We start from the raw sequence: 26,344 nt of genomic DNA on the forward strand, positions 1-26,344 counted from the left end.
AGATCAGTCGCTACGGGCGGGAATTGATCTGCTGCTGCAGGTTCTGGATCTGCGCCTGCAAAGTGTTGAGGTTGCGGGTCATCTGCGCGCGGAACGCATCGAACTCGGCGGTATTGCCGCCACCCTGCGGCGCTGCCGGGCGATTGTCCTGCTGACTTTTCAGCACGACGATGTCCTGCTCCAGACGATCGATCGCCGCGCTCGGGTTGCCCTGTTTCTTCAGCGCGGCGATATCGGCACCGAGGCTTTTGAACTGGGCGTCGAAAGCTTTCAACTGCGCATCGACCTTGCTGGTATCGGCCGGGGTGCTTTTGATGGTCGCCAGCTCGGCGCTCAAGGCTTTGACCTGAGCCTGCAACTGCGTATTGGCGTTCTGCTGTTCGGTGGTCTGCGCGGTCATCTGCGCCAGCCGCTTGTCCAGTTCGCTGGCCTGCCCGGCCACGCCTTGCTGCTGCTTGCTCTGGTCAAGCAGCTTGCCTTCGAGTTGCTTGATCTGCAGCTTCAGCGCTTCGCTGTCACTGTTGACGTTGCTCTGGCTGGCGACGACCTTGCCGGAAATATCCTGCAGGCGCCCCGCCGCTTCTTCGCTGATGCGGGCGAAGCTTTCCTGGGTGGCGACCAGTTGCTGTTCCATCAGCGAGATCTGCTGGAAGCTCCACCAGGCCAGACCGATGAAGGCGAAAAACAACGCACCGACCAGCGCCCACAGCGGCCCGGTGCTGGCGGCCCTGACCTTGACCACTGGCGCGCTGCGCGAATGCACGGAAGTACGGGGGCTAGGCGCGATGTCATCGTCGTCGAACGGGTCAGCGCGCAGGCTTGGCACGTTATCGAAATCGTCGTCGTGGGCATCGTTTCGCATGGACATTGAGGCAACCTTTGGCAAACGCGGTGATGGCTAAATGCTGCGAAGTATAACCGCCGCAGCCGCAGGCATTGACCCTCAACCCGCAAGGCGGTTCATTGCCGCCCGGCCGAATCGTTTCAACGGATGTCCTGGGCTTTCCACCACGCACAGAACTCATCGAGGGCAGCCCAGAGGCTGACTTTCGGATCGTAGTCGAGATAATGCCGGGCGCGGCTGATGTCGAGGGTGAAATTTTTTTTCATGACCTGCATGCCCAGACGCGACAGGGTCGGCTCCGGGCGTCCCGGCCAGAGCATGCACGCGCCTTCGTTGAGCGCCGCGACGCTGTACGCGAGACCGTAGGAGCGATATTTGCGCACCTGATCGACGTCCATCCGCCGCATCACGTAATTGACCACGTCCCACAGCGGCACCGGCGTACCGTTGCTGATGTTGTAAGCCTTGCCGAGCGCAGAACCTTGCGCCAACAGGCTGCTGAGCATGGCTTCGTTGAGGTTCTGCACGCTGGTGAAATCGACCTTGTTCAAGCCATTGCCGATGATCGCCAGCCGGCCCTTGCGTTGCATCTTCAGCAGGCGCGGAAAGATGCTCATGTCACCGGCACCGGTGACGAAACGCGGGCGCAGGGCAATGGCTTCCAGACCGAATTCCTGGGCACCGAAGACTTTCTGCTCGGCCAGATATTTGGTCGCGGCGTAGGGATGCTTGAAGCGTTTGGGCACTTGCTCTTCGGTCAGACCGAGATGGTCGCGGCCATCGAAATAGATCGACGGCGACGACAGATGCACCAGCCGCCGCACCCGCTGCTTGAGGCACGCTTCGACGACGTTTTCGGTGACTTCGACGTTGCCCTGATGAAAGTCCTGATAACGCCCCCACACGCCAACCGCACCGGCGCAATGCACCACGGCTTCGACGTCACGGCACAGGTCGCGCACCAGATCGGCGTCGGTCAGGTCGCCCGGCACAAATTCGGCGCCCCGGCGCACCAGATGCTCGACGCTCTCGGCCCGGCGACCGTTGACCCGCACTTCAAGGCCCTGCTCCAGGGCGAAACGCGCAAAGCGCCCGCCAATAAAGCCACTGGCGCCGGTAACCAAAATCTTCATCAAAAACTCCAGGGAAGCAGCTGCAAGCTTCGAGCTTTCAGCTGCAAGTTGAAACGGTACGTGTTCTTGCCGCTTGCAGCTTGACGCTTGTTGCTGCGTTCAAGCCACTAGCCATTGCTTTGAGGAGCGCAGCAGTTGTTCGGTCAGTAGATTGAGCAACTGGCCGCCATTGCGCCAATGATGCCAGTACAGCGGCACGTCGATCGGTTTATCTGGCAGCAATTCGCGCAGCACCCCGCGTTGCAATTGCTCGCGCACCTGCAGTTCCGGCACCAGGCCCCAGCCCAGACCGGCTTCGGTCAGGCGGATGAAGCCTTCGGAGGACGGGCATAAATGGTGCTCGAACGCGCCGTCGACGCCCAACAGCGCCAGATAGCGATGCTGAAGGAAATCGTCCGGGCCGAACACCAGCGCCGGGGTGCGCGGCAGCTGTTCGGCGCGCACGCCTTCGGGAAAATGCCGAGCGAGGAAGGCTGGACTGGCCACCGCCCGATAACGCATGGCGCCGAGCAATACGCTGCGTGCGCCGGCCACCGGCCGCTCGCTGGCACACAGGCATGCGGCCACTTCACCCGCACGCATGCGCTTGAGGCCGACGGTCTGGTCTTCGACGATCAGGTCGAGCAACAAATGCTGCTCGGCGCAGAAATCGCCGACGGCCTCGGCCCACCATGTCGCGAGGCTGTCGGCGTTGAGGGCGATGCGCAGGCGATCGGGCAAGCCTTCTTCGTCGAGCGCCGGCACCACTGATTGCAAGTCGCGCTCGAGCAGACGCACCTGCTGCACATGGTTGAGCAAGCGTCGGCCGATCTCGGTCGGCGATGGCGGTGTTTCGCGCACCAGCACTGGCTGGCCGACCCGCGCTTCAAGCAATTTGATGCGCTGGGAGATCGCCGACTGTGACAGGCCGAGCACCTGTGCGGCGCGATCGAATCCGGCCTGCTCGACCACAGCGGCGAGCGCGGAAAGCAATTTATAGTCGAACATCAGTTTTCCTAATGGGCGATCAGCACTATTGGTTTTTCTTATACAGCGTCACACCGGAGAATAGCCAGCAAGCACTCTCTTTCAAGGATCTCTCCCATGTGGCAAAGCTACGTAAACGGCCTGTTGGTGGCGTTCGGCCTGATCATGGCGATCGGCACGCAAAACGCTTTTGTCTTGGCGCAAAGCCTGCGCCGTGAACACCATTTGCCGGTGGCGGCATTGTGCGTGGTGTGTGACGCAATTCTGGTCGCGGCCGGGGTGTTCGGCCTAGCGACGATCCTGGCGCAGAACCCGACCCTGCTGGCGATCGCCCGTTGGGGCGGTGCGACGTTTCTGATCTGGTACGGCAGCCAGGCGCTGCGCCGGGCCTGCTCGAAACAGAGCCTTGAGCAAGGCGAAAACCAGACCGTGCGTTCGCTGCGCGCAGTGATGCTCAGCGCGCTGGCGGTGACCTTGCTCAACCCCCACGTTTATCTCGATACGGTTTTGCTGATCGGCTCGCTGGGCGCGCAGCAATCGGTGCCGGGCGCTTATGTGGTCGGCGCGGCGAGTGCATCGTTGCTGTGGTTTTTCACCCTGGCCCTAGGCGCGGCGTGGCTGGCACCGTGGCTGGCCCGCCCGAGCACGTGGCGCATTCTCGATCTGGTGGTGGCGTTGATGATGTTTGCCGTGGCCGCGCAGTTGATCATCGCCGGATGAATAATTGCCAAAGGCTCTGGAACCTCTATCCCACACAGTTGTTGCGTGGTTAAGGCGCGACCCCGGTGCTATGATCCGAACCCTGCGCCGCAAAGAGTAAAAACTCGCCGGTGCATTTCCGGCCGCCCGTGATCGGCCTTGCGCTCACCGCAACAGACCTGATTAGGAGAATCATCATGGCTTTCGAATTGCCGCCGCTGCCTTACGCACACGATGCCCTGCAGCCGCACATCTCCAAGGAAACCCTGGAGTTCCACCACGACAAGCACCACAACACCTACGTCGTGAACCTGAACAACCTGGTGCCAGGCACCGAGTTTGAAGGCAAGACCCTGGAAGAAATCGTCAAGACTTCTTCGGGCGGCATCTTCAACAACGCCGCTCAGGTCTGGAACCACACCTTCTACTGGAACTGCCTGGCGCCAAACGCCGGTGGTCAACCAACCGGCGCCCTGGCAGATGCCATCAACGCAGCGTTCGGTTCGTTCGACAAGTTCAAGGAAGAATTCAGCAAAACCTCGATCGGCACCTTCGGTTCCGGCTGGGGCTGGCTGGTGAAAAAGGCTGACGGTTCCCTGGCCCTGGCCAGCACCATCGGCGCCGGCAACCCGCTGACCAGCGGCGACACCCCGCTGCTGACCTGCGACGTCTGGGAACACGCTTACTACATCGACTACCGTAACCTGCGTCCGAAGTACGTTGAAGCGTTCTGGAACCTGGTCAACTGGAAGTTCGTGGCCGAGCAGTTCGAAGGCAAAACCTTCACCGCTTAAGCTGCGCGCCAGATGAAAAACCCGGCTTCGGCCGGGTTTTTTTATGCCCGGCGCATGGCGTTTCTCGCACGGTAAAAGCAGCTTCGCGCCGTTTGCCGCCAGCCCCCAGCGGTCTACCATCACAGACAGGAAAAAATCTTTGGCCCAGTGCTCAAGTTGAAGGCAATTGCAACCGACACAGTTAATTCAGAGCTATTACTCAAATGGCGACATTGCGGCCAGGATCACGGCGACTTTTCCCGTGCCCGATTGTCCCTTTGACTGCCAACCCGGGATTGCCAATACTCATGGCAACTTGACGCTACCCGCACGGAACAAGGAATAACCCTTTGAAGCTGGAACTCAAGAACAGCTTGTCGGTGAAGTTGCTCCGGGTCGTGCTCCTGTCGGCATTGATCGTAGGCGTAGTCTTGAGCTGCGCGCAGATTGTCTTCGATGCCTACAAGACCCGTCAGGCGGTTGCCGGCGACGCCGAGCGCATCCTCGACATGTTCCGCGATCCATCGACCCAGGCCGTGTACAGCCTGGACCGGGAAATGGGCATGCAGGTGATCGAAGGGCTGTTCCAGGACGACGCCGTGCGTCAGGCCTCCATCGGCCACCCCAACGAAGCCATGCTCGCGCAGAAATCCCGCGAACTGCAGCATTCCAATAGCCGTTGGCTGACCGACCTGATTCTCGGCCAGGAACGCACCTTCACCACGCAACTGGTCGGCCGCGGCCCCTACAGCGAATACTACGGCGACCTGAGCATCACCCTCGACACCGCCACCTATGGCGAAGGGTTTATCGTCAGCTCAGTGATCATTTTCATTTCCGGCGTACTGCGTGCGCTGGCGTTGGGGCTGGTGCTGTATCTGGTCTATCACTGGCTGCTGACCAAACCGCTGTCACGAATCATCGAGCACCTCACCGAGATCAACCCGGATCGTCCCAGCGAGCACAAGATTCCGCAGATCAAGGGCCACGAAAAGAACGAACTGGGCCTGTGGATCAACACTGCCAACCAGTTGCTCGAGTCCATCGAACGCAACACCCACCTGCGCCACGAAGCGGAAAACAGCCTGCTGCGCATGGCCCAGTACGACTTCCTTACCGGTCTGCCGAACCGCCAGCAATTGCAGCAGCAACTGGACAAGATTCTCGTCGATGCCGGCAAATTGCAGCGCCGCGTCGCGGTGTTGTGCGTCGGCCTGGATGACTTCAAGGGCATCAACGAGCAATTCAGCTACCAGACCGGCGACCAATTGCTGCTGGCCCTGGCCGATCGTCTACGTGCCCACAGCGGTCGCCTGGGCGCCCTCGCTCGCCTGGGCGGCGATCAGTTCGCGCTGGTGCAGGCCGATATTGAACAGCCTTACGAGGCAGCGGAACTGGCGCAGAGCATTCTCGATGACCTCGAGGCGCCCTTCGCCCTCGACGATCAGGAAATCCGCCTGCGCGCGACCATCGGCATCACCCTGTTTCCGGAGGACGGCGACAGCACCGAGAAGTTGTTGCAGAAAGCCGAGCAGACCATGACCCTGGCCAAGACCCGCTCGCGCAATCGCTATCAGTTCTATATCGCCAGCGTGGACAGCGAGATGCGCCGTCGTCGCGAGCTGGAAAAAGATTTGCGCGATGCGCTGATCCGCGACCAGTTCTACCTCGTCTATCAGCCGCAGATCAGCTATCGCGATCACCGCGTGGTTGGCGTCGAAGCGCTGATTCGCTGGCAACATCCGGAACACGGGCTGGTGCCGCCGGACCTGTTCATCCCGCTGGCCGAACAGAACGGCACGATCATCGCCATCGGCGAGTGGGTGCTCGATCAGGCCTGCAAGCAATTGCGCGAGTGGCACGATCAGGGTTTCGTCGATCTGCGCATGGCGGTCAATCTGTCCACCGTGCAACTGCACCACGCCGAGCTGCCACGGGTGGTCAACAACCTGCTGCAAATGTACCGCCTGCCGCCGCGCAGTCTGGAACTGGAAGTCACCGAAACCGGCCTGATGGAAGACATCACCACCGCCGCCCAGCATTTGCTCAGCCTGCGCCGCTCCGGTGCGCTGATCGCGATCGACGACTTCGGCACCGGCTACTCGTCCCTCAGCTATCTGAAAAGCCTGCCGCTGGACAAGATCAAGATCGACAAGAGCTTCGTGCAGGACCTGCTCGATGACGACGATGACGCGACCATCGTTCGGGCGATCATTCAACTGGGCAAGAGCCTGGGCATGCAGGTGATTGCCGAGGGCGTGGAAACCGCCGAGCAGGAAACCTACATCATTTCCGAGGGTTGCCACGAAGGTCAGGGCTACCACTACAGCAAACCGCTGCCGGCGCGGGAGCTGGGTATTTACCTCAAGCAGGCGCAACGCAGCAACGCGGCTATTTTATAAGATCGCAGCCTTCGGCAGCTCCTACATTTGAAATGCGTTCCCCCTGTAGGAGCTGACGAGTGAAACGAGGCTGCGACTTTTGATTTTCATGCGCAAATAAGAAATATTTCCAAGCACGCCTTTACACATAATGCGAAAGATTTGCATTATGTCGCAGTTTTGCGCGCCACCGGCGCCAGTCCACTCAACTACCGAAGCAGGATGTTCGCCATGATTCGTATGCCTCTGGCTACCGCCAGTCTGCTGGCCATCGCTATTTCCCTCGCCGGTTGCGGCGAAGGCAAGGACAAAGAAAAAGCCTCCGAAATGACTCCGGCTTCCAGCAGCGCTGCTCCAGCCCCTGCCGCTGCACCGGCTCCTGCTGCCGGTAAAGTTGACGATGCTGCCGCCAAGGCCGTGGTCGCGCACTATGCCGACATGGTCTTCGCCGTTTACAGCGATGCCGAATCCACTGCGAAAACCCTGCAAACTGCGGTCGACGCGTTCCTCGCCAAGCCGAATGCCGACACCCTCAAAGCCGCCAAGGCTGCCTGGGTTGCCGCGCGCGTGCCGTACCTGCAGAGCGAAGTGTTCCGCTTCGGCAACACCATCATTGACGATTGGGAAGGTCAGGTTAACGCTTGGCCGCTGGACGAAGGCCTGATCGACTACGTCGACAAATCCTACGAGCACGCACTGGGTAACCCGGGCGCCAGCGCCAATATCATTGCCAACACCGAAGTGCAGGTCGGCGAAGACAAAGTCGACGTGAAAGAAATCACCCCGGAAAAACTCGCCAGCCTCAACGAGCTGGGCGGCTCGGAAGCCAACGTCGCCACCGGCTACCACGCGATCGAATTCCTGCTCTGGGGCCAGGATCTGAACGGCACCGGCCCTGGCGCTGGCAACCGTCCGGCCTCGGACTACCTGGAAGGCGCCGGCGCCACCGGTGGTCACAACGAGCGTCGTCGCGCCTACCTGAAAGCCGTGACCCAACTGCTGGTCAGCGATCTGGAAGAAATGGTCGCCAACTGGAAGCCGAACGTGGCCGACAACTACCGCGCCACCCTGGAAGCCGAGCCAGGCGAAACCGGCCTGCGCAAAATGCTCTTCGGCATGGGCAGCCTGTCCCTGGGTGAACTGGCGGGCGAGCGCATGAAGGTTTCCCTGGAAGCCAACTCCCCTGAAGACGAGCAGGATTGCTTCAGCGACAACACCCACTACTCGCACTTCTACGACGCCAAAGGCGTGCGTAACGTTTACCTGGGCGAGTACACCCGTGTTGACGGCACCAAGATGACCGGCGCCAGCCTGTCGTCGCTGGTGGCCAAGGCCGATCCGGCTGCCGACACCGCGCTGAAAGCCGATCTGGCCGCGACCGAAGCGAAGATCCAGGTCATGGTCGATCACGCCAACAAGGGTGAGCACTACGACCAGTTGATCGCTGCCGGCAACACCGCTGGCAACCAGGTCGTTCGCGACGCCATCGCCGCGCTGGTCAAGCAGACCGGCTCGATCGAAGCCGCTGCGGGCAAACTGGGCATCAGCGACCTGAACCCGGACAGCGCCGATCACGAATTCTGATCGCAGCGTCCGCGTCAAAAAGAGGCGACCTTCGGGTCGCCTTTTTCATACCCCATGTTCACAGTCCCCTGTAGGAGCTGCCGAAGGCTGCGATCTGTTGATCTTGATTTTTGAAGATCAAAATCAAAAGATCGCAGCCTTCGGCAGCTCCTACAGGGGGTTTGCATCGCTCTGCAGATTTGCGCTGTATCAAGCAAACGATAATTCCTCTTATTCAAACTCCCCCGCCCTGTTAGACTTTGCGCCTTCATTTTTGCCCGTCCGCAGGATGTCTGATGCCCTCGCTGCCTCTTCGCTTGTCCGCACTGTTGCTGGCCCTGGGCCTGAGTGCCTGCGATGACGCCCCGCGTTTCACCAAGGCCGAGCCGGGGGAAGCGCGTTCGGGCGGTGCGGCGACTGTGCGCAAGAGCGATCAGAACGCCTTTTCCCTGCCATCGGCCAACTTGCCGTCCTCGCGGCGGGTGGACTTCAGTGTCGGCAACAGTTTCTTTCGCAGCCCGTGGGTGATCGCGCCGTCGACCACCACGGCGCGCGACGGTCTCGGCCCGTTGTTCAATACCAACGCCTGCCAGAATTGCCACATCAAGGACGGTCGCGGTCATCCGCCGGCACCTGATGCAAGCAATGCAGTGTCGATGCTGGTGCGCCTGTCGATTCCCGACGCGCCGCCCTACGCCAAAGTCATCCAACAGCTCGGCGTGGTGCCGGAGCCGGTATATGGCGGGCAGTTCCAGGATATGGCCGTGCCCGGGGTTGCCCCGGAAGGCAAGGTGCGGGTGGACTACACGCCGGTGCCGGTACGCTTCAAGGACGGCACTGAAGTCGAGCTGCGCAAACCGACCTTGCAGATCACTCAACTCGGTTACGGGCCGATGCACCCGGACACGCGTTTTTCCGCGCGGGTGGCGCCGCCGATGATTGGTCTGGGCCTGCTCGAAGCGATCCCCGAAGAGGCGATCCTCGCCAACGCCGCCGCCCAGGCGAAAGAGAACAACGGCATCAATGGCCGACCCAACCAGGTCTGGGATGACCAGTTGCAGAAAACCGTCATCGGCCGGTTCGGCTGGAAAGCCGGGCAACCGAATCTCAATCAACAGAATGTTCACGCGTTCTCCGGTGACATGGGCCTGACCACCAGCCTGCGGCCGTTCGACGATTGCACCGAGGCGCAGACTGCCTGCAAACAGGCGCCGAACGGCAATGGCCCGGACGGTGAACCGGAGGTGAGCGACAACATCCTGCGGCTGGTGCTGTTCTACAGCCGCAATCTCGCAGTGCCGGCGCGCCGTGGCGTCAACGATCCACAGGTGCTGGCCGGCAAGAATCTGTTTTTCCAGGCCGGTTGCCAGTCGTGCCACACGCCGAAATACACCACTGCCGCCGATGCCGCCGAACCGGAATTGGCCAATCAGGTGATTCGTCCATACAGCGACTTGCTGCTGCATGACATGGGCGAAGGCCTGGCGGACAACCGCACCGAATTTCAGGCCTCCGGCCGCGACTGGCGCACGCCGCCGTTGTGGGGGATCGGTCTGACGCAAGCGGTCAGCGGTCACACCCAGTTTTTGCATGACGGTCGCGCACGCAACCTGCTCGAAGCGGTGCTCTGGCATGGCGGCGAGGCGACGGCGGCGCAGCAACAGGTTTTGTCTTTCAATGCCGAGCAGCGCGCTGCGTTGCTGGCTTTTCTGAACTCACTTTAAATACTGTAAAAGCATCGGGAGCCCGACATGTTCCGTCCCAAGTTACTGTTCACCAGCCTTGCCGCGCTCGCCCTCGGCGCCTGCTCGCCGCAGGACCCGCAAGCGGTCACTTCGGCGGCGATCGCCAAATCGGTGATCCTGCCGACCTACACTCGCTGGGTCGAAGCCGACCGGCAACTGGCGGTCAGCGCCCTCGCCTACTGCCAGGGCAAAGAGACCCTGGAAACCGCCCGTGCCGACTTCCTTCACGCGCAGAAAGCCTGGGCCGAGTTGCAACCGCTGTTGATCGGGCCGCTGGCCGAGGGCAATCGCTCGTGGCAAGTGCAGTTCTGGCCGGACAAGAAAAACCTCGTCGGCCGTCAGGTCGAGCAATTGGTCGTGGCCCAGCCGCAGATCGATGCCGCAGCGCTGGCCAAATCCAGCGTCGTGGTGCAGGGCCTGTCGGCTTACGAATACATCCTCTTCGACGCCAAGCCTGACGTCGCCAACGACGCGCAAAAAGCCAAATACTGCCCGCTGCTGATCGCCATCGGCGAACGCCAGAAGCAACTGGCGGAAGAAATCCTGCAGGGCTGGAACAACACCGACGGCATGCTCGCGCAGATGAGCAAGTTCCCTAACCAGCGCTACGCCGACTCCCACGAAGCGATCGCCGATCTGCTGCGCGTACAAGTGACGGCACTGGATACCCTGAAGAAAAAACTCGGCACGCCGATGGGCCGGCAAAGCAAAGGCGTGCCGCAGCCATTCCAGGCGGATGCGTGGCGCAGCCAGTCGTCGCTGTCGGCGTTGGAAGCCAGCCTTGCCGCAGCCAAAACCGTCTGGGAAGGCGTCGACAACAAAGGCCTGCGCGGTCTGCTGCCGGCCGAGCAGAAACCGTTGGCGGACAAGATCGACGCTGCTTATGCCGCCTCGCTTAAACTGTTCGACAGCACCCAGCGTTCGCTCGGCGAAATGCTCGAGGACGACGCCGGTCGACAGCAACTCAACGATATCTACGACAGCCTCAACGTCGTCCATCGCCTGCATGAAGGCGAGCTGGCCAAGGCGCTGGGCATCCAACTGGGCTTCAACGCCAACGACGGTGACTGATGAGGGCGAGTGCCATGCTGCGACGTCAGGTTCTGACTTTAGGTAGTGCACTGCTGGGAGCAGTGACGCTGGGCGGCTGGACGCTGTTCAAACGCAAGGATCAGAGCCCGCTGCTGCTGTCGGCGCGCGACGATACTGACGGCAAGCATTACGCCGTCGGCTATCGGCTCGACGGTACGCGGGTGTTCGCCACCCACGTCGGCCAGCGTTGTCACGACATCATCAATCATCCGACGCAGCCGCTGGCGCTGTTCGTTGCACGGCGTCCGGGTACCGAGAGTTACCTGATCGACCTGCGCGACGGCACGTTGCTGCAGACCGTGACCTCGCAGCCGGACCGGCACTTCTACGGCCACGCCGTGGTGCACAAGGACGGCGAATACCTGTACGCCACCGAGAATGACACGAGCGATCCCGGCCGTGGCCTGCTCGGCGTGTACAAGTTCGAGAGCGAACGGCTGGTGCACACGGGCGAGATTTCCACTCACGGTCTCGGCCCGCATCAGGTGTCGTGGATGCCAGACGGCGAGACGCTGGTAGTGGCCAACGGTGGGATTCGCACCGAGGCGGAAAGCCGCGTCGACATGAACCTTAACGCCATGGAACCGAGCCTGGTGTTGATGCAGCGCGACGGCACGTTGCTGAGCAAGGAAACCCTCGCCCAGCAGATGAACAGCGTCCGCCACCTGGGCATCGCCAGTGACGGCACCATCGTCGCCGGTCAGCAATTCATGGGGCCGTCCCACGAGCGTTCGGAGCTGTTGGCGATCAAGCGACCGGGACAAGCGTTCGTGGCGTTCCCGGTGGCCGAGCAGCAGTTGCAGGCGATGGGGCACTACACCGCCAGCGTCGCGGTGCACAGCGATCTGCGTCTGGTCGCATTGACGGCGCCGCGCGGCAATCGCTTCTTTATCTGGGATCTGGACAGCGGCGAACTGCGCCTCGATGCGCCTTTGCCTGATTGCGCCGGCGTTGGTGCGGTAAAGGATGGCTTTGTCGTGACCTCGGGGCAGGGCCGTTGCCGTTACTACGATTGCCGCCAGGAACAACTGCTGGCCAAGCCGCTGGAATTGCCGGCGGGGCTCTGGGACAACCATCTGCACTTGATGGCCTGATACCCGCTCATTTTTGAGATGGCCCCCCATCCTGTGGCGAGGGGATTTATCCCCGTTGGGTGGCGCAGCCGCCCTTAAAACTGCAATTGCGGTATGACTGAAGGATTCAGGGGGCCGCTTCGCAGCCCAACGGGGATAAATCCCCTCGCCACAGGGTTCATATCCGGCCTTCACGTAATAACTGCCAGTTGGAATCCCCACCTGACTCGGAGTAATGTGCCCGCCTGTCTCATGATTTATCCAAGGAACTGGACATATGCTGCGTCGCCGCATGCTGATCATGTTGGGTGTTGTTTTGCTGCTCGTCCTGGTGCTGGGCGGATACAAAGCCTTTTCGATCTACACGATGATCCAGGGCTTTTCCAAGCCCAAGCCGCCGATCAGTGTCGCCGTGGCCACTGCCGGCGAACAGCCGTGGCAGATGCGTCTGCCCACCGTCGGCACGCTCAAGGCACTGCAAGGTGTCGACTTGAGTCTGGAAGTCTCCGGCACCGTCACTGAACTCAAATTCGAATCCGGGCAGAAGGTCAAGGCCGGGCAACCGTTGCTGCAACTCGACAGCGCCGTCGAATCCGCTCTGCTGGAAACTGCCCGCGCCGACCTCGGTCTGGCGCAGCTTGATTTCGGCCGTGGCGCGCAACTGGTCGACAGCCGCGCGATCTCCAAAGGCGAGTACGACCGCCTCTCCGCCGTGCTGCAAAAGAACAAGGCCACGGTCAATCAGCTCAACGCATCGCTGGCGAAAAAGCGCATCCTCGCGCCGTTCAGCGGCACTATCGGCATCCGTCAGGTCGACGTCGGCGACTACCTCGCCAGTGGCACCAAAATCGCCACGTTGCAGGACTTGAGCAGCCTTTACGCCGACTTCTACGTGCCCGAACAAGCGGTGCCGAAACTCGCTATCGGCCAGCCCGTGCAGTTCACCGTCGCCGCTTATCCGGGACAGAACTTTGTCGGCAAGATCAGCGCGATCAACCCGATCGTCGAAAGCACCACGCGTAATATTCTGGTCCGCGCCACCCTCGCCAACCCCGACGGCAAGCTGCTGCCGGGGATGTTCGCCAGCCTTGAAGTGCTGCTGCCGAATCCGCAGAAGCACATCGTCGTGCCGGAAAGCGCGATCACCTACACCCTGTACGGCAACTCGGTTTACGTGGTCGGGCAGAAGAAGGCCGAGGACGGCAGCGTCGCCAAGGATGAAAACGGCCAACCGCTGCTGATTGCCGAGCGGCGCTTCGTCGAGACCGGCGAACGCCGCGATGGCCTGGTGATGATCAACAAGGGCGTGCAGAGCGGCGAACAAGTGGTGACGGCTGGCCAGATCAAACTGGACAACGGTGCCCCTATCGCCATCAGCGACGACAAGACCCTCGGCGAGCAGAACAGTCCGCCTCGCGCCGACTGATCAAGGAATCCCCATGGCTTTTACCGATCCGTTCATCCGCCGCCCGGTGCTCGCCACCGTGGTCAGCCTGCTGATTGTGCTGCTGGGCTTTCAGGCCTGGAGCAAGCTGCCGCTGCGCCAGTACCCGCAAATGGAAAACGCCCTGATCACGGTGACCACCGCTTATCCCGGGGCCAACGCCGAAACCATTCAGGGCTACATCACCCAGCCGATGCAACAGAGCCTGGCCAGCGCCGAAGGCATCGATTACATGACTTCGGTGAGCCGGCAGAACTTCTCGGTGATCTCGATCTACGCGCGCATCGGTGCCAACACCGACCGCTTGTTCACCGAACTGCTGGCCAAGGCCAACGAGGTAAAGAACAAGCTGCCGCAGGACGCCGAAGACCCGGTGCTGAGCAAGGAATCCGCCGACGCTTCGGCGCTGATGTACATCAGTTTCTTCAGCAAGGACCTGAGCAACCCGCAGATTACCGACTATCTGTCGCGGGTCATCCAGCCAAAACTGGCGACGCTGCCGGGCATGGCCGAAGCGGAGATTCTCGGCAACCAGGTGTTCGCCATGCGCCTGTGGCTCGACCCGGTGAAACTCGCCGGCTTCGGCCTCAGCGCCGCCGACGTGACCGCAGCGGTGCGCCAGTACAACTTCCTCTCCGCTGCCGGCGAAGTGAAAGGCGAGTACACCGTCACCAGCATCAACGCCAACACCGAACTGAAATCCGCCGAGGCCTTTTCGGCGATTCCGCTCAAGGTCGATGGCGACAGCCGCGTGCTGCTGCGTGATGTGGCGCGGGTGGAAATGGGCGCGGAAAACTACGATTCGATCAGCTCGTTCGGCGGCACGCCGTCGGTGTATATCGGCATCAAGGCCACCCCCGGCGCCAACCCGCTGGACGTGATCAAGGAAGTGCGCAAGCTGATGCCCGAGCTGGAAGCGCAGCTGCCGCCGAATCTGAAAAGCGAGATCGCCTACGACGCCACGCTGTTCATTCAGGCCTCGATCGACGAGGTGGTGAAGACCTTGTTCGAAGCGGTACTGATCGTCATCGTCGTGGTGTTCCTGTTCCTCGGCGCGTTGCGCTCGGTGGTGATCCCGGTGGTGACCATTCCGCTGTCGATGATCGGCGTGATGTTCTTCATGCAGATGATGGGTTACTCGATGAACCTGCTGACGCTGCTGGCGATGGTGCTGGCCATCGGTCTGGTGGTGGACGACGCGATCGTCGTGGTGGAAAACATCCACCGGCACATCGAGGAAGGCAAGACGCCGTTCGACGCAGCCCTGGAAGGCGCCCGGGAAATTGCGATGCCGGTGGTGTCGATGACCATCACCCTGGCGGCGGTGTATGCGCCGATCGGTTTTCTCACCGGGCTGACCGGAGCGCTGTTCAAGGAGTTCGCCCTGACCCTGGCCGGCGCGGTGGTGATCTCCGGCGTCGTCGCCCTGACGCTGTCGCCGATGATGTGCGCGTTTCTGCTGCGCCACGAAGAGAATCCCAGCGGCCTGGCCCATCGTCTCGACCGAGTCTTTGAAGGCCTCAAGCGCCGTTATCAAAGCATGCTGCATGGCACGCTGAATACTCGGCCGGTGGTGCTGGTGTTCGCGGTGGTCGTGCTGTGCCTGATTCCGGTGTTTCTCAAGTTCACCAAGTCGGAACTGGCCCCCGACGAGGACCAGGGCATCATTTTCATGATGGCCAGCGCGCCGCAGCCGACCAACCTCGACTACCTGAGCACCTACACCGACGAATTCATCACCATCTTCAAGGAGTTTCCCGAGTACTACTCCTCGTTCCAGATCAACGGCTACAGCGGCGTGCAGGCCGGTATCGGCGGCTTCCTGCTCAAGCCATGGAACGAGCGCAGCCGCACGCAGATGGAAATCCTTCCCGAGGTGCAGAGCAAACTGGAGAGTATTCCCGGCCTGCAGATCTTCGGTTTCAACCTGCCCTCCCTGCCCGGTACCGGTGAGGGTCTGCCCTTCGAATTCGTGGTCAACACCGCCAATGACTACGAGCTGCTGCTGCAAGTCGCCGAGCGCATCGAGAAACGCGCCATGGAGTCAGGCAAGTTCGCCTTCGTCGACCTCGATCTGGCGTTCGACAAGCCGGAAGTAGTGGTCGATATCGACCGCGACAAGGCCGCGCAGATGGGCGTGTCGATGCTCGACCTCGGCAGCACGCTGGCGACCTTGCTCGGCGAGGCGGAGATCAACCGCTTCACCATCGACGGGCGCAGCTACAAGGTCATCGCCCAGGTTGAACGGGCCTACCGCGACAACCCGGACTGGCTGAACAATTACTACGTGAAAAACACCCAGGGCGAATTGCTGCCATTGTCGACCTTGATCAAGGTCAGCGACCGCGCACGGCCGCGCCAGCTCAATCAGTTCCAGCAGCTCAACGCGGCGAAGATTTCCGGTTTCCCGCTGGTGAGCATGGGCGAAGCCATCGATACCGTGCTGCAGATTGCCCGCGAAGAAGCACCGGCCGGGTTTGCCTTCGATTACGGTGGTGCCTCGCGCCAGTACGTGCAGGAAGGCAGCGCATTGTGGGTCACATTCGCTCTGGCGCTGGCGATCATCTTTCTGGTGCTGGCCGCACAGTTCGAAAGCTTCCGCGATCCGTTGGTGATTCTGATCACCGTACCGCTGTCGATCTGCGGCGCGCTGATCCCGTTGTTCCTCGGCTGGTCGAGCATGAACATCTACACCCAGGTGGGGCTGGTGACGCTGATCGGCCTGATCAGCAAGCACGGCATCCTGATCGTCGAATTCGCCAACCAGTTGCGCAAGGACAAGGGCCTGAGCGCCCGTGACGCGGTGGAGGAAGCGGCAGCAATTCGCTTGCGCCCGGTACTGATGACGACGGCGGCAATGGTGTTCGGCATGGTGCCGCTGATTCTGGCAACCGGCGCGGGCGCCGTGAGCCGCTTTGATATCGGCATGGTGATTGCCACAGGGATGTCGATTGGCACGTTGTTTACGTTGTTCGTGCTGCCGTGTGTTTATACCTTCCTTGCTAAGCCAGATGCCAGATAAGCACATTTCCCTGTGGGAGCGAGCCTGCTCGCGAATGCGGTATTTCAGTTGCATTGATGTCGACTGACACACCTTCGCGAGCAGGCTCGCTCCCACAGAGGACGATATGTATCTTGAAAGTTGTGGAATAAAAAAGGCCTCGCAATTGCGAGGCCTTTTATTTGGGCTTGAATCGTTTCAACTGGCTGGCCTCATCCCTTGGGACAGTCCGAACATGAACAACAGCAGATCATGATCAGGCTGGGTCGCCACGGAAGCCTTGGCCACCCGTGGAACCGAACAATGAGCGTCGTTCCCGGACGCCCCTATGACCTGCATGCGCGGCTGCTCCCAGGCAGCCACCGCCAGTGAAGCAACTGCCAAGGCCCCGATCAGGAACAAACCTCGTGCAATTTCGAGTTTCATCGCTATAAACCTTTGATAGCGCTGCCAAACGCCGTCTCATAAAAGTAGACGAGTTTCTTCCAGTCGGCATCGCGGAACGACGAATGGCGACGCAGTTGCTTCATGTCATGCTGCGCGGCGCGATAGGGGGTCAGACGCTGGCGGCACTTCTCCAGATCGATCAACGCCACTTCAACCTGCGCTGCTTCGCCCTCGCCGGTGACGCGAACGAAAACGTGCTTGATGTAAATGCAGCTGTGCTGCCAGCGGCCCTTGTGCATGCGCGCCAGGTTCTCGGCGAGGTCCTTGAGGACTTTCTCGTAAACCACGTCGCCACACTGATCGCGACCACCGGCAGCGGCCAGCCAGTGTTCCAGTTCCTGGAAACCATCGAGCGATTTGGTGACAAGCAGCGCGCGCCATTTGTGCTGCGGATCCGGCTGGGCGCCGCAAAAGACGATCTGCGGTACGCGCACGCCGAGTTTGCTAACGCCAGTCAGGGCGTCGAGTTCACGCAATACGGTCGGGCGACCGAAGGGGTGCAACCAACTGCGATAGATGTGCCCGGTCTGGCGCTTGGCGTACAAAAGCTGCCCGTCACGGTCGACGATGCGCTGCACCCCGCTTTCGCCACCACGGCGCACATTGGGCTCTTCAACCCATTCGCCGCGCTGGTTCCAGTAATAATCGAAACGATCCTGGGGAGCGACATCCGCTTCAACCGCTGCTTGCACTGCCATCCTCTACCTCTTGCGTAATACGTAAACTCGCCACATCGCATAGAGCGGTATGAAGTCCAGTTGTTCCTGAATGCGGAAACCCGCCTGTTCAAATTCTTTCTCGATCGTCGCCGCCGGAATCAGAAACCGATTCTGGTAATCATGACTTGGCCGATCCCGCTCGGCACGCTTGCGCTTCCAGGCCTTGAAATTGCCGTCGACCCACAACGAAACAATCACGCTGTCGCGGGTCACCCGCTCGAACTCGCGCAGGATCACCCGGCGGTGCTCGGCCTCGCCGATGTGGTGCAACAGACGCATGCAAAAGATGCTGTCGACCGAGTTATCCGGCAGAGCGATATCGAATGCCGAGGTGTGCAGCGGTTGTACACGCTTGACCACCTCGGCCGGTTGTCCCTGCATCGCGGTCTTGATCATCGACTCGGAATTGTCCGCGCCGATGATCACCCGGTTGGGCTTCTCCGCGAGCATTGGCCAGAAACGCCCGGCACCGCAGGGCAGATCCAGCACCAGCCCGGGATCTCCCGCCAGCGCCAAGGCCTTGCGACCGACTTGCTCATCGCGCAAGTGCGACAGGCGGCGACCGAGGCTTTGCTGGTGCTTGCGCAGATATCGTTGTGCGTGTTGGTCGTCGTACTTTTCGGAAAAATCGAGCTTGATCGGGCCGGCCATCATCTGGACTCCTGTTCTGATGACGCCACCTTAAACAGCGGCGTGTCAGCGTCAGGTCATCCAATTGTGAAAAATCTGTCAGGTAAATCCGTAAATTATTACAACGTTATACAGGATTCAGACAGGTGTACGGGAGTAGCCTCGAGCCACTATTTGCTGGCATTCACGCCAAGATCTACCTCGAATCGGCAGCCATTGGGGTCCATCGTGCTCAAGCTGACCGTCCAGCCCTGGTTTTCGCAGATACGCTGCACAAGCGACAAACCCAGGCCCAGCCCTTCGCCACGCTTCTCGCTGCCGCGCACAAAGGGCTCGAACATCGCCTCGCGTTTTTCCTCGGGAATGCCCACGCCCGAATCCTCAACGACGAAACCGTTGGCGGTGAGCGTCAGGCGAATGAAACCCTGTTCGGTGTAATGCAGTGCGTTACGCAAAAGGTTACCCATCACCGCGTTCAGCAAGGTCGCGTTGTAGCGAGTATCCGCTGGGGTGCCCGGCTCGAATATCAGTGTCAGCCCCTTGCGCTCGATCGGCTCACGCCACAGGCACAGCAGGCTCTCGGCCACCTGTGTGAGGTTCTGCTGGGGCGCCGCTGCGGCCTCTTCGTTCTGCGTGCGCGCCAGCATCAGGAAGGTCTGTACCAGTTCGCGCATCTCCTCGCTGGCCCGGGCAATGCGCTCGACCTGGGCGCGACCGCGCTGATCGACTCCGGGGTTTTCCAGCAGCAGTTCGCAGGAACTGGCCAGGACCATCAGCGGCGTGCGCAATTCATGGCTGACGTCGCTGGTGAACAGACGTTCGCGGGTCAGTGCCTGACGCAAGCGCCCCAGGGTGGCATCGAACGCCACCGCCAGTTCACCGACTTCATCCGCCGCGTAGTCCGGCGCCAAGGGCGGCGCCAGCCCGAGCAGTTGGTCGCGATGCCGGACCTGCCGCGCCAGGCGCACCACCGGCGCCATCACCTTGCGCGCGAGCACCCAGCCGAGAAATACCGCCAAGGCCAGGCTGAGCACGAAGCCCACCAGCACCACCGCAAACAGCACGCGCTCGCGCTCTTCGAAATCGCTCTGGTCCTGCAGCAAGACATAACGCCGACCATCCACCACTTCGACCATGGCGTGATAGGACAGCTGCTCGCGAAAGACCTCATGGAAACCGGCATCGAGGTGACGCAGATCCTTGGGCAGGTCAAAATCCCCCGGCCCGCCACTGAAGTAGAACAACTGATCCGGCTCGGGCCGATGGCTCCAGTCGGAGACATTGTCCATCAGCAGCAAACGTTGCAGGTCGCCGCCCAGCCCTGCGGAAATCAGTTTCTCTTCCACCAGGTGCACCGTCGCAACGATGCCCATGGCGAAAGCGCCGGCGACCAGTGCGCTCATCAGCGCAAAGGCGATGATGATCCGCTGGGAAAGACTCTGCTTAAACTCCATCTCGCCCCTCGGCCAAGCGATAACCGACACCGTGCACGGTGTGCAGCAGTGGCTTGGCGAATGGCTTGTCGATCACCTGGCGCAATTGGTGGACATGGCTGCGCAGGCTGTCGCTGTCCGGGCAGTCATCGCCCCACAGCGCTTCTTCAAGAATCTCCCGACGCAGCACGTGCGGGCTCTTCTGCATCAACACCGCGAGCAGCTTGAGGCCGACCGGGTTGAGCTTGAGCAGCTTGCCTTCGCGGGTCACTTCCAGGGTGTCGAGGTCGTAGCTCAGGTCACCGACCTGCAACGCCCGGCGACCGCCGCCCTGAGCACGGCGCATGACCGCTTCGACGCGGGCCGCTAGCTCAGACAGCGCAAACGGTTTGATCAGGTAATCGTCGGCGCCGGACTTGAAGCCTTGCAGCCGGTCGTCGAGTTGATCGCGGGCGGTGAGCATGATCACCGGCGTGTCACGCCGGGCGTCTTCGCGCAGGCGTTTGCACAAGGTGTAGCCGTCGATGCCGGGCAGCATGATGTCGAGCACGATCAGATCGTAATGCTCGGTCGCCGCCAGATGCAGACCGGACAGACCATCCTGGGCGCAATCGACGGTATAGCCCTTGAGGCCCAGGTAGTCGGCCAGATTGGCCAGGATGTCACGGTTGTCTTCGACCAGCAGAATTCGCATGGACATCTCCTCCGAACGGGGTAACGGCCGTCTTGGCCCGCGCAGCTTACGGCCAAGTGTGGCTCAGGGCTAGGGGCGTTTTTCGATAAACCTGCACTGCGCGCTGCGACGTTTTTTTCACTTTCGGTTAACAAATCGCCGACGCCAGCGCGCGCAGACTCCGCGCGATTACGCTCTCTCCTCCGTTCATCGACCAAGGAACCTGCCATGGTGTCGACCTCTGCCCTTCCCGCTGCAAGACCGCTCAACTGGTGGTTGTGTCTGGGCATTCCCGCAGCGGCGGCGATCATTCTGCTGTTGCTCGAACTGACCGATCTGGACATGGTTCTGGCGCAAATGTTCTACGACCCGGTCGCCGGGGATTTCATCGGACGGCACAGCTTTTTTCTTGAAGACATCCTGCATGACCGGGCGAAACAGCTGGTGATCGGCTTCTCGGTGTTTGCCATTCTGGGTTTCATCGGCGCGTTTTTCATCGAACGGCTGAAACCGTTCAAGCGCGAACTGGGCTGCCTGGTGCTGTCGCTGGGGCTGGCGACTTCATTTGTCACTCCGGTCAAAGCCGTCACCGCTGTGCAGTGCCCATGGAGCCTGGAGCAATTCGGTGGCCACGAGACCTACAGCAAACTCATGGAACATCGCCCCGCCACGGACAAGCCTGGACGTTGCTGGCCGGGTGGCCATGCGGCGACCGGGTTCACCCTGTTTGCACTGTTCTTCGTGCTGCGCGACCGCCGCCCGCGACTGGCGCGGCAGGCGTTTGTGTTCGCCTTTGCACTGGGCTCGGTGTTCTCGATCAGCCGCATGATGCAGGGCGCGCACTTCTTCTCGCACAACGTGTGGACGGCGATTTTCTGCTGGCTGATTTGCCTGGGGGCTTATTACTGGGTGCTGTATCGCCCGGCTGGCAAGACTTCGACGGCGATGAACACACAGCCGATCAATGCCTGAAATAAAGCACCCGTGGGAGCGAGCCTGCTCGCGAATTGTCGGCTCAACTGGCTTGCATGTCGGATGACAGACCGCTTTCGCGAGCAGGCTCGCTCCCACAGGGGGATACCAGTGAGCTTCGAAATTGGGGTAATAAAAAACCCCGCTGACTTTCGCCAGCGGGGTTTTGCGTTACAGGGCCAGGGTTGGCTTACATCATGCCGCCCATGCCACCCATGCCGCCCATGTCTGGCATACCGCCGCCAGCTGCACCTTCTTTCTTCGGTGCGTCGGCAACCGCTGCTTCGGTGGTCAGGATCAGACCGCCGATCGAGGCTGCAGCTTGCAGAGCCGAACGGGTTACCTTGGTTGGGTCCAGGATGCCCATTTCGATCATGTCGCCGTATTCGCCGGAAGCAGCGTTGTAACCGAAGTTACCTTTGCCGTTCTTCACTTCGTTGACGACGACGCTTGGCTCGTCACCGGAGTTGGCAGCGATCTGACGCAGCGGCGCTTCAACAGCGCGACGCAGCACAGCGATACCGACGTTCTGGTCAGCGTTGTCGCCGGTCAGCTCGGTCAGTGCTTCCAGAGCACGGATCAGCGCCACGCCACCGCCAGGTACCACGCCTTCTTCAACGGCTGCGCGGGTTGCGTGCAGGGCGTCTTCAACGCGGGCTTTCTTCTCTTTCATTTCAACTTCGGAACCAGCGCCAACCTTGATCACTGCAACGCCGCCGGACAGCTTGGCCAGACGCTCTTGCAGTTTTTCACGGTCGTAGTCCGAGGAAGTTTCGGCAACCTGGGCGCGGATCTGGGCGATACGGCCTTCGATGTCTGCCTGCACGCCAGCACCGTCAACGATGATGGTGTTTTCCTTGGACAGGGTTACGCGCTTGGCGTTACCCAGGTGCTCCAGGGTGGTGCTTTCCAGGCTCAGACCGATCTCTTCGGAGATAACGGTACCGCCGGTCAGAACAGCGATGTCCTGCAGCATTGCCTTGCGACGGTCGCCGAAGCCCGGTGCCTTGACGGCAGCGACTTTGACAATGCCACGCATGTTGTTCACAACCAGAGTCGCCAGGGCTTCGCCTTCAACGTCTTCGGCCACGATCAGCAATGGACGGCCGGCTTTGGCAACGGCCTCCAGCACTGGCAGCATTTCGCGGATGTTCGAGATCTTCTTGTCGACCAGCAGGATCAGCGGGCCGTCGAGCTCGGCAACCATGGTGTCCGGCTTGTTGACGAAGTATGGCGACAGGTAGCCACGGTCGAACTGCATGCCTTCTACAACCGACAGTTCGTTTTCCAGGCCCGAGCCTTCTTCGACGGTGATCACGCCTTCTTTACCGACTTTTTCCATGGCTTCGGCAATGATGTCGCCGATGGAGTTGTCGGAGTTGGCCGAGATGGTGCCGACCTGAGCGATGGCTTTGAAGTCAGCGCATGGCTTGGACAGGGCTTTGAGCTCTTTGACAATGGCGATGGTTGCCTTGTCGATGCCGCGCTTAAGGTCCATCGGGTTCATGCCGGCAGCGACGGCTTTCAGGCCTTCGTTGACGATCGACTGAGCCAGAACGGTAGCGGTGGTAGTACCGTCACCAGCGTCATCGTTGGCACGGGAGGCAACGTCTTTGACCAGCTGCGCGCCCATGTTTTCGAAGCGGTCATCCAGTTCGATTTCTTTGGCGACGGAAACGCCGTCCTTGGTGATGGTCGGAGCGCCGAAGCTCTTCTCGATAACCACGTTACGGCCTTTCGGGCCCAGGGTCGCTTTTACCGCGTCAGCCAGAACATTGACGCCTTTGAGCATCTTGGTGCGGGCGGCATCGCCGAACTTAACTTCTTTAGCAGCCATGATCGATATTCCTTAAATACTTTGTAGTAACGGGAAAATGAACGGGAGTATCAGCCTTCGATAACCGCGAGAATTTCGTTCTCGCTCATTACCAGCAGGTCTTCGCCATCGACTTTCACAGTGTTGCTGCCGGAGTAAGGACCGAACACAACCTTGTCGCCTTCCTTCACGGACAGTGCACGCACTTCACCGTTTTCCAGAGCTTTGCCCGGGCCTACAGCGAGAATCACACCGTGGTTGGCTTTTTCAGCAGCCGAACCTGGCAGGACGATACCGCCAGCGGTTTTCTTTTCTTCTTCGCTGCGACGGATGACGACGCGGTCATGCAGAGGACGAAGCTTCATTGTCGATCTCTCCTAATTGTGGTTTTCATCGGCCGGTGTAGTCCCGGCGGGTTTAACGAATCCGGCCTGCGCCGGTTGCGGTCCGTCGAGCGAACCGCGCAAGTCTGTCCGGTTTGAATACCGGAAACCTTTCGGTGACCGATACATAGGGGCGTACAAGCCGATTACAAGGGCTGGCGGAAAAAATTTTTCATCGCCACACCGTAAAAAAGCGCCATAAACGAGCACGGCACCCGAGGGTGCCGTGTCGATGCTGATATCACTTGTTGTCGCGGTGTTCGAACTCGCCTTCGATCACATTCGGCTCTCGACCGAGCGGCTCGCGCGGGGCCGGGCCGCCACGGGGTTGCAGGTCGTCGGCGAAGGCGCGCTGACGCATGGCCTGATCTTCGGCGCGCTGGCGCATCTTGTTCGCCAGCAGACGACGGGTGACCGGCAACAGCATCACCAGACCGACGACGTCACTGATGAAGCCGGGAATGATCAACAGGCCACCGGCCAGTGCCAGCATCAGGCCTTCGAGCATGGTCTGCGCGGGCAACTCGCCGCGATTCAGGCTTTCCCGGGCACGCAATGCGGTGGCCAGACCGGCGACGCGCAGCACGAACACACCGAACATCGAGCCGAGAATGATCAGCAGCAGGGCCGGGAAGAACCCGATAGAGCCTGCCACTTTGACGAATACGAACAGCTCCAGCACTGGAAACAGCAGAAAGAGCAACAGAAAAGGGCGCATCAAAGTTTCCTCAACGCAAGAAATGCCTTGCAGTAAGCCCTAGATGACGTCGCCCTTGCGTGAATTCAAGCTTAACTTTGCGCTTTTTTCGGCCAGGACTGGGCGTGAGCCAGAGAAACCAAGGCCTCGCGCACTTGTGTCGGCGTATTACATGGCGCCGCGAAGGGCAACCAGTAGACGGCCTGACCGATGCGCAGGTGCATGCCCTCGCTGTCGATGCCGGCCAGTTGCGCCGGCACACTGTTCGGCAGCCCGGCCAGCTCGACGTAATGGGCGATGGCCTTGGCATGATCGCTGTTCATGTGCTCGACCATGCTGATTTCAGCCTTGCCGGCGAACGGGTTGGCCAAGGTCAGATCGTCGATCCAGTGGATCGCACCAAAGCCGCCGATGTAGCGATGGCGCACCGGATCGAGCACCCAGAAGTCGAAGTCGTGGGCCTGGTGATAATTCTGCGAGTCGGGGAAATAGCGGTAGTAGCGTTCGGCGGCAGCCTCAATCGCTGCCGGTTCTGCGAGCTTCTGCGCTTCGGCCAGATAAGTCAGCCGCCCGACCGCCTGCACATCGTCGGCCTCGCGCTCGCCCACCAGCATCGAACACTTCGGATCTTTCTGCAGGTTATGCGTGTGCTGGGCGATGCGGCTGATCAGGATCAGCGGCCGGCCCTGCTCGTCCAGGCAATACGGCACAACCGAGCCAAAGGGAAAACCCGGCATCGATTTGGAGTGGGTCGACAGCACTCCTCGGTATTCCTTGAGAAGCAATTCTCGGGCATTCTTCGCCACTTCAGCGCTCAATTTGTGACTCCTTAAATGGGTTCCGTCTAGAAAACGGACAGGCGCGCAGCGAAAAGTAACCGGCGCGCATCGGGCAAATGTTCGTGTGCTACCAGGCCTGACCGGTGCCGATCGAGCGTTGCCGACAACAAAAACAACTCAGACCTGCCAGCGGGACATGCGAATGCAACTCAACGACAAAGTAATCATTATCACCGGCGGTTGCCAGGGTTTGGGCCGTTCCATGGCCGAGTATTTCGCCGGCAAGGGCGCGAAGCTGGCCCTGGTCGATCTGAATCAGGAAAAACTCGACGACGCCGTGGCCGCCTGCAAAGCCAAGGGTGTCGAAGCGCGCAGCTACCTGTGCAACGTCGCCAATGAAGAACAGGTCGAGCACATGGTCGCGCAAGTGGCCGCAGACTTCGGCGCCATCCACGGCCTGATCAACAACGCCGGGATTCTGCGCGATGGTCTGCTGTTGAAGGTCAAGGACGGCGAGATGACCAAGATGAGCCTGGCGCAGTGGCAGGCGGTGATCGACGTCAACCTGACCGGCGTGTTTCTCTGCACCCGTGAAGTCGCAGCGAAGATGGTCGAGCTGAAGAACAGCGGCGCGATCATCAATATTTCGTCGATCTCCCGCGCAGGCAATGTCGGCCAGACCAACTATTCCGCAGCCAAGGCCGGCGTCGCAGCGGCGACCGTGACCTGGGCGAAGGAGCTGGCGCGTTACGGCATTCGCGTGGCGGGCATCGCACCGGGCTTCATCGAAACCGAAATGACTTTGGGCATGAAACCGGAAGCGCTGGAGAAGATGACGTCGGGGATTCCGCTCAAGCGCATGGGCAAGCCTGAGGAGATCGCCCATTCGGCGGCGTATATCTTCGAGAACGACTACTACACCGGGCGGATTCTGGAGATGGATGGCGGCTTGCGCATCTGACTGTCACCCTGAAACAAATGTGGGAGCGAGCCTGCTCGCGAATGCGGTGTGTCATTCAACCCATTGGTTGTCTGATCTACCGCTTTCGCGAGCAGGCTCGCTCCCACAGGTTTTTCAGCG

General features: G+C 60.7%; 23 protein-coding genes. 11 read left to right on the top strand and 12 right to left on the bottom strand.

Translation table 11 applies throughout. The features are described 5' to 3' along the window. Positions 1–10 precede the first annotated feature (10 nt). The 3 genes from NF676_RS21275 to NF676_RS21285 form a co-directional block, all read right to left on the bottom strand. On the bottom strand, positions 11–868 hold the full coding sequence (locus NF676_RS21275; protein WP_252878805.1) for an ATPase: 858 nt from the start codon (positions 866–868) through the stop codon (positions 11–13). Between the two features lie 116 nt (positions 869–984). Further along, the gene (locus tag NF676_RS21280; protein WP_252886725.1) at positions 985–1,977 is read right to left on the bottom strand and encodes an NAD-dependent epimerase/dehydratase family protein; all 993 of its coding nucleotides are present in this window, start codon (positions 1,975–1,977) and stop codon (positions 985–987) included. Between the two features lie 99 nt (positions 1,978–2,076). Further along, positions 2,077–2,964, bottom strand: coding sequence for a LysR family transcriptional regulator ArgP (locus NF676_RS21285; protein ID WP_252886726.1), 888 nt, complete (start codon positions 2,962–2,964; stop codon positions 2,077–2,079). A 96-nt stretch (positions 2,965–3,060) separates the two neighbouring features. On the opposite strand from NF676_RS21285, the gene NF676_RS21290 reads away from it, so the two are divergent. The 9 genes from NF676_RS21290 (at position 3,061) to NF676_RS21330 (ending at position 16,735) form a co-directional block, all read left to right on the top strand. Then, positions 3,061–3,663 (top strand): LysE/ArgO family amino acid transporter, encoded by a 603-nt coding sequence (locus NF676_RS21290; RefSeq protein WP_016773432.1) that lies wholly within the window; start codon positions 3,061–3,063, stop codon positions 3,661–3,663. 176 nt (positions 3,664–3,839) lie between these two features. Then, complete coding sequence (locus NF676_RS21295; protein ID WP_016773431.1) at positions 3,840–4,436, top strand: superoxide dismutase; 597 nt, start codon at positions 3,840–3,842, stop codon at positions 4,434–4,436. 329 nt (positions 4,437–4,765) lie between these two features. Next, entirely contained in the window at positions 4,766–6,817 is a 2,052-nt protein-coding gene (locus tag NF676_RS21300; RefSeq protein WP_016773430.1) for a putative bifunctional diguanylate cyclase/phosphodiesterase, read from the top strand. A gap of 210 nt (positions 6,818–7,027) precedes the next feature. Next, complete coding sequence (locus NF676_RS21305) at positions 7,028–8,380, top strand: imelysin family protein (protein ID WP_056789973.1); 1,353 nt, start codon at positions 7,028–7,030, stop codon at positions 8,378–8,380. Positions 8,381–8,655: 275 nt separating this feature from the next. Continuing rightward, positions 8,656–10,083, top strand: a complete 1,428-nt coding sequence (locus tag NF676_RS21310; protein ID WP_252886727.1) for a di-heme oxidoreductase family protein — start codon at positions 8,656–8,658, stop codon at positions 10,081–10,083. Between the two features lie 27 nt (positions 10,084–10,110). Next, positions 10,111–11,175 carry an imelysin family protein gene (locus NF676_RS21315; protein ID WP_252876822.1) on the top strand — a complete coding sequence of 355 codons (1,065 nt, stop codon included), beginning with the start codon at positions 10,111–10,113 and terminating at the stop codon, positions 11,173–11,175. Positions 11,176–11,189: 14 nt separating this feature from the next. After that, positions 11,190–12,290 carry a DUF1513 domain-containing protein gene (locus tag NF676_RS21320; protein ID WP_252886728.1) on the top strand — a complete coding sequence of 367 codons (1,101 nt, stop codon included), beginning with the start codon at positions 11,190–11,192 and terminating at the stop codon, positions 12,288–12,290. A 256-nt stretch (positions 12,291–12,546) separates the two neighbouring features. Next, positions 12,547–13,695 carry an efflux RND transporter periplasmic adaptor subunit gene (locus tag NF676_RS21325; RefSeq protein ID WP_252886729.1) on the top strand — a complete coding sequence of 383 codons (1,149 nt, stop codon included), beginning with the start codon at positions 12,547–12,549 and terminating at the stop codon, positions 13,693–13,695. A gap of 13 nt (positions 13,696–13,708) precedes the next feature. Continuing rightward, complete coding sequence (locus NF676_RS21330) at positions 13,709–16,735, top strand: multidrug efflux RND transporter permease subunit (RefSeq protein WP_252886730.1); 3,027 nt, start codon at positions 13,709–13,711, stop codon at positions 16,733–16,735. A gap of 177 nt (positions 16,736–16,912) precedes the next feature. On the opposite strand, the gene NF676_RS21335 is transcribed toward NF676_RS21330, so the two are convergent. From NF676_RS21335 to colR, 5 genes are all read right to left on the bottom strand, one after another. Continuing rightward, on the bottom strand, positions 16,913–17,140 hold the full coding sequence (locus tag NF676_RS21335) for a hypothetical protein (protein ID WP_041479852.1): 228 nt from the start codon (positions 17,138–17,140) through the stop codon (positions 16,913–16,915). Positions 17,141–17,142: 2 nt separating this feature from the next. Then, positions 17,143–17,859, bottom strand: a complete 717-nt coding sequence (locus tag NF676_RS21340; protein WP_024014147.1) for a lipopolysaccharide kinase InaA family protein — start codon at positions 17,857–17,859, stop codon at positions 17,143–17,145. A gap of 3 nt (positions 17,860–17,862) precedes the next feature. Continuing rightward, positions 17,863–18,531 (bottom strand): class I SAM-dependent methyltransferase, encoded by a 669-nt coding sequence (locus tag NF676_RS21345; protein ID WP_041480029.1) that lies wholly within the window; start codon positions 18,529–18,531, stop codon positions 17,863–17,865. A gap of 149 nt (positions 18,532–18,680) precedes the next feature. Further along, on the bottom strand, positions 18,681–19,964 hold the full coding sequence (locus NF676_RS21350; RefSeq protein WP_252886731.1) for a sensor histidine kinase: 1,284 nt from the start codon (positions 19,962–19,964) through the stop codon (positions 18,681–18,683). Next, the gene (gene colR, locus NF676_RS21355) at positions 19,954–20,637 is read right to left on the bottom strand and encodes a two-component system response regulator ColR (RefSeq protein WP_041479855.1); all 684 of its coding nucleotides are present in this window, start codon (positions 20,635–20,637) and stop codon (positions 19,954–19,956) included. Before colR ends, NF676_RS21350 begins: the two co-directional genes overlap by 11 nt. Positions 20,638–20,844: 207 nt before the next feature. Between colR and NF676_RS21360 the strand changes: the two genes are divergently transcribed. Continuing rightward, positions 20,845–21,588 carry a phosphatase PAP2 family protein gene (locus NF676_RS21360; protein WP_252886732.1) on the top strand — a complete coding sequence of 248 codons (744 nt, stop codon included), beginning with the start codon at positions 20,845–20,847 and terminating at the stop codon, positions 21,586–21,588. 190 nt (positions 21,589–21,778) lie between these two features. On the opposite strand, the gene groL is transcribed toward NF676_RS21360, so the two are convergent. The 4 genes from groL to NF676_RS21380 form a co-directional block, all read right to left on the bottom strand. Then, positions 21,779–23,425 carry a chaperonin GroEL gene (gene groL / locus NF676_RS21365; RefSeq protein ID WP_016773419.1) on the bottom strand — a complete coding sequence of 549 codons (1,647 nt, stop codon included), beginning with the start codon at positions 23,423–23,425 and terminating at the stop codon, positions 21,779–21,781. A gap of 50 nt (positions 23,426–23,475) precedes the next feature. Beyond that, on the bottom strand, positions 23,476–23,769 hold the full coding sequence (locus NF676_RS21370; protein ID WP_007916610.1) for a co-chaperone GroES: 294 nt from the start codon (positions 23,767–23,769) through the stop codon (positions 23,476–23,478). A 259-nt stretch (positions 23,770–24,028) separates the two neighbouring features. After that, positions 24,029–24,505 carry an FxsA family protein gene (locus NF676_RS21375; RefSeq protein WP_016773418.1) on the bottom strand — a complete coding sequence of 159 codons (477 nt, stop codon included), beginning with the start codon at positions 24,503–24,505 and terminating at the stop codon, positions 24,029–24,031. A 71-nt stretch (positions 24,506–24,576) separates the two neighbouring features. Continuing rightward, on the bottom strand, positions 24,577–25,302 hold the full coding sequence (locus NF676_RS21380) for a HugZ family pyridoxamine 5'-phosphate oxidase (RefSeq protein ID WP_122880719.1): 726 nt from the start codon (positions 25,300–25,302) through the stop codon (positions 24,577–24,579). A gap of 163 nt (positions 25,303–25,465) precedes the next feature. Between NF676_RS21380 and NF676_RS21385 the strand changes: the two genes are divergently transcribed. Then, positions 25,466–26,224: an SDR family oxidoreductase gene (locus NF676_RS21385; RefSeq protein WP_053123391.1), complete on the top strand. Its 759-nt coding sequence runs from the start codon at positions 25,466–25,468 to the stop codon at positions 26,222–26,224. Positions 26,225–26,344: the final 120 nt, after the last annotated feature.

Source organism: Pseudomonas siliginis (assembly GCF_024072275.1).
Classification (GTDB): domain Bacteria; phylum Pseudomonadota; class Gammaproteobacteria; order Pseudomonadales; family Pseudomonadaceae; genus Aquipseudomonas; species Aquipseudomonas siliginis.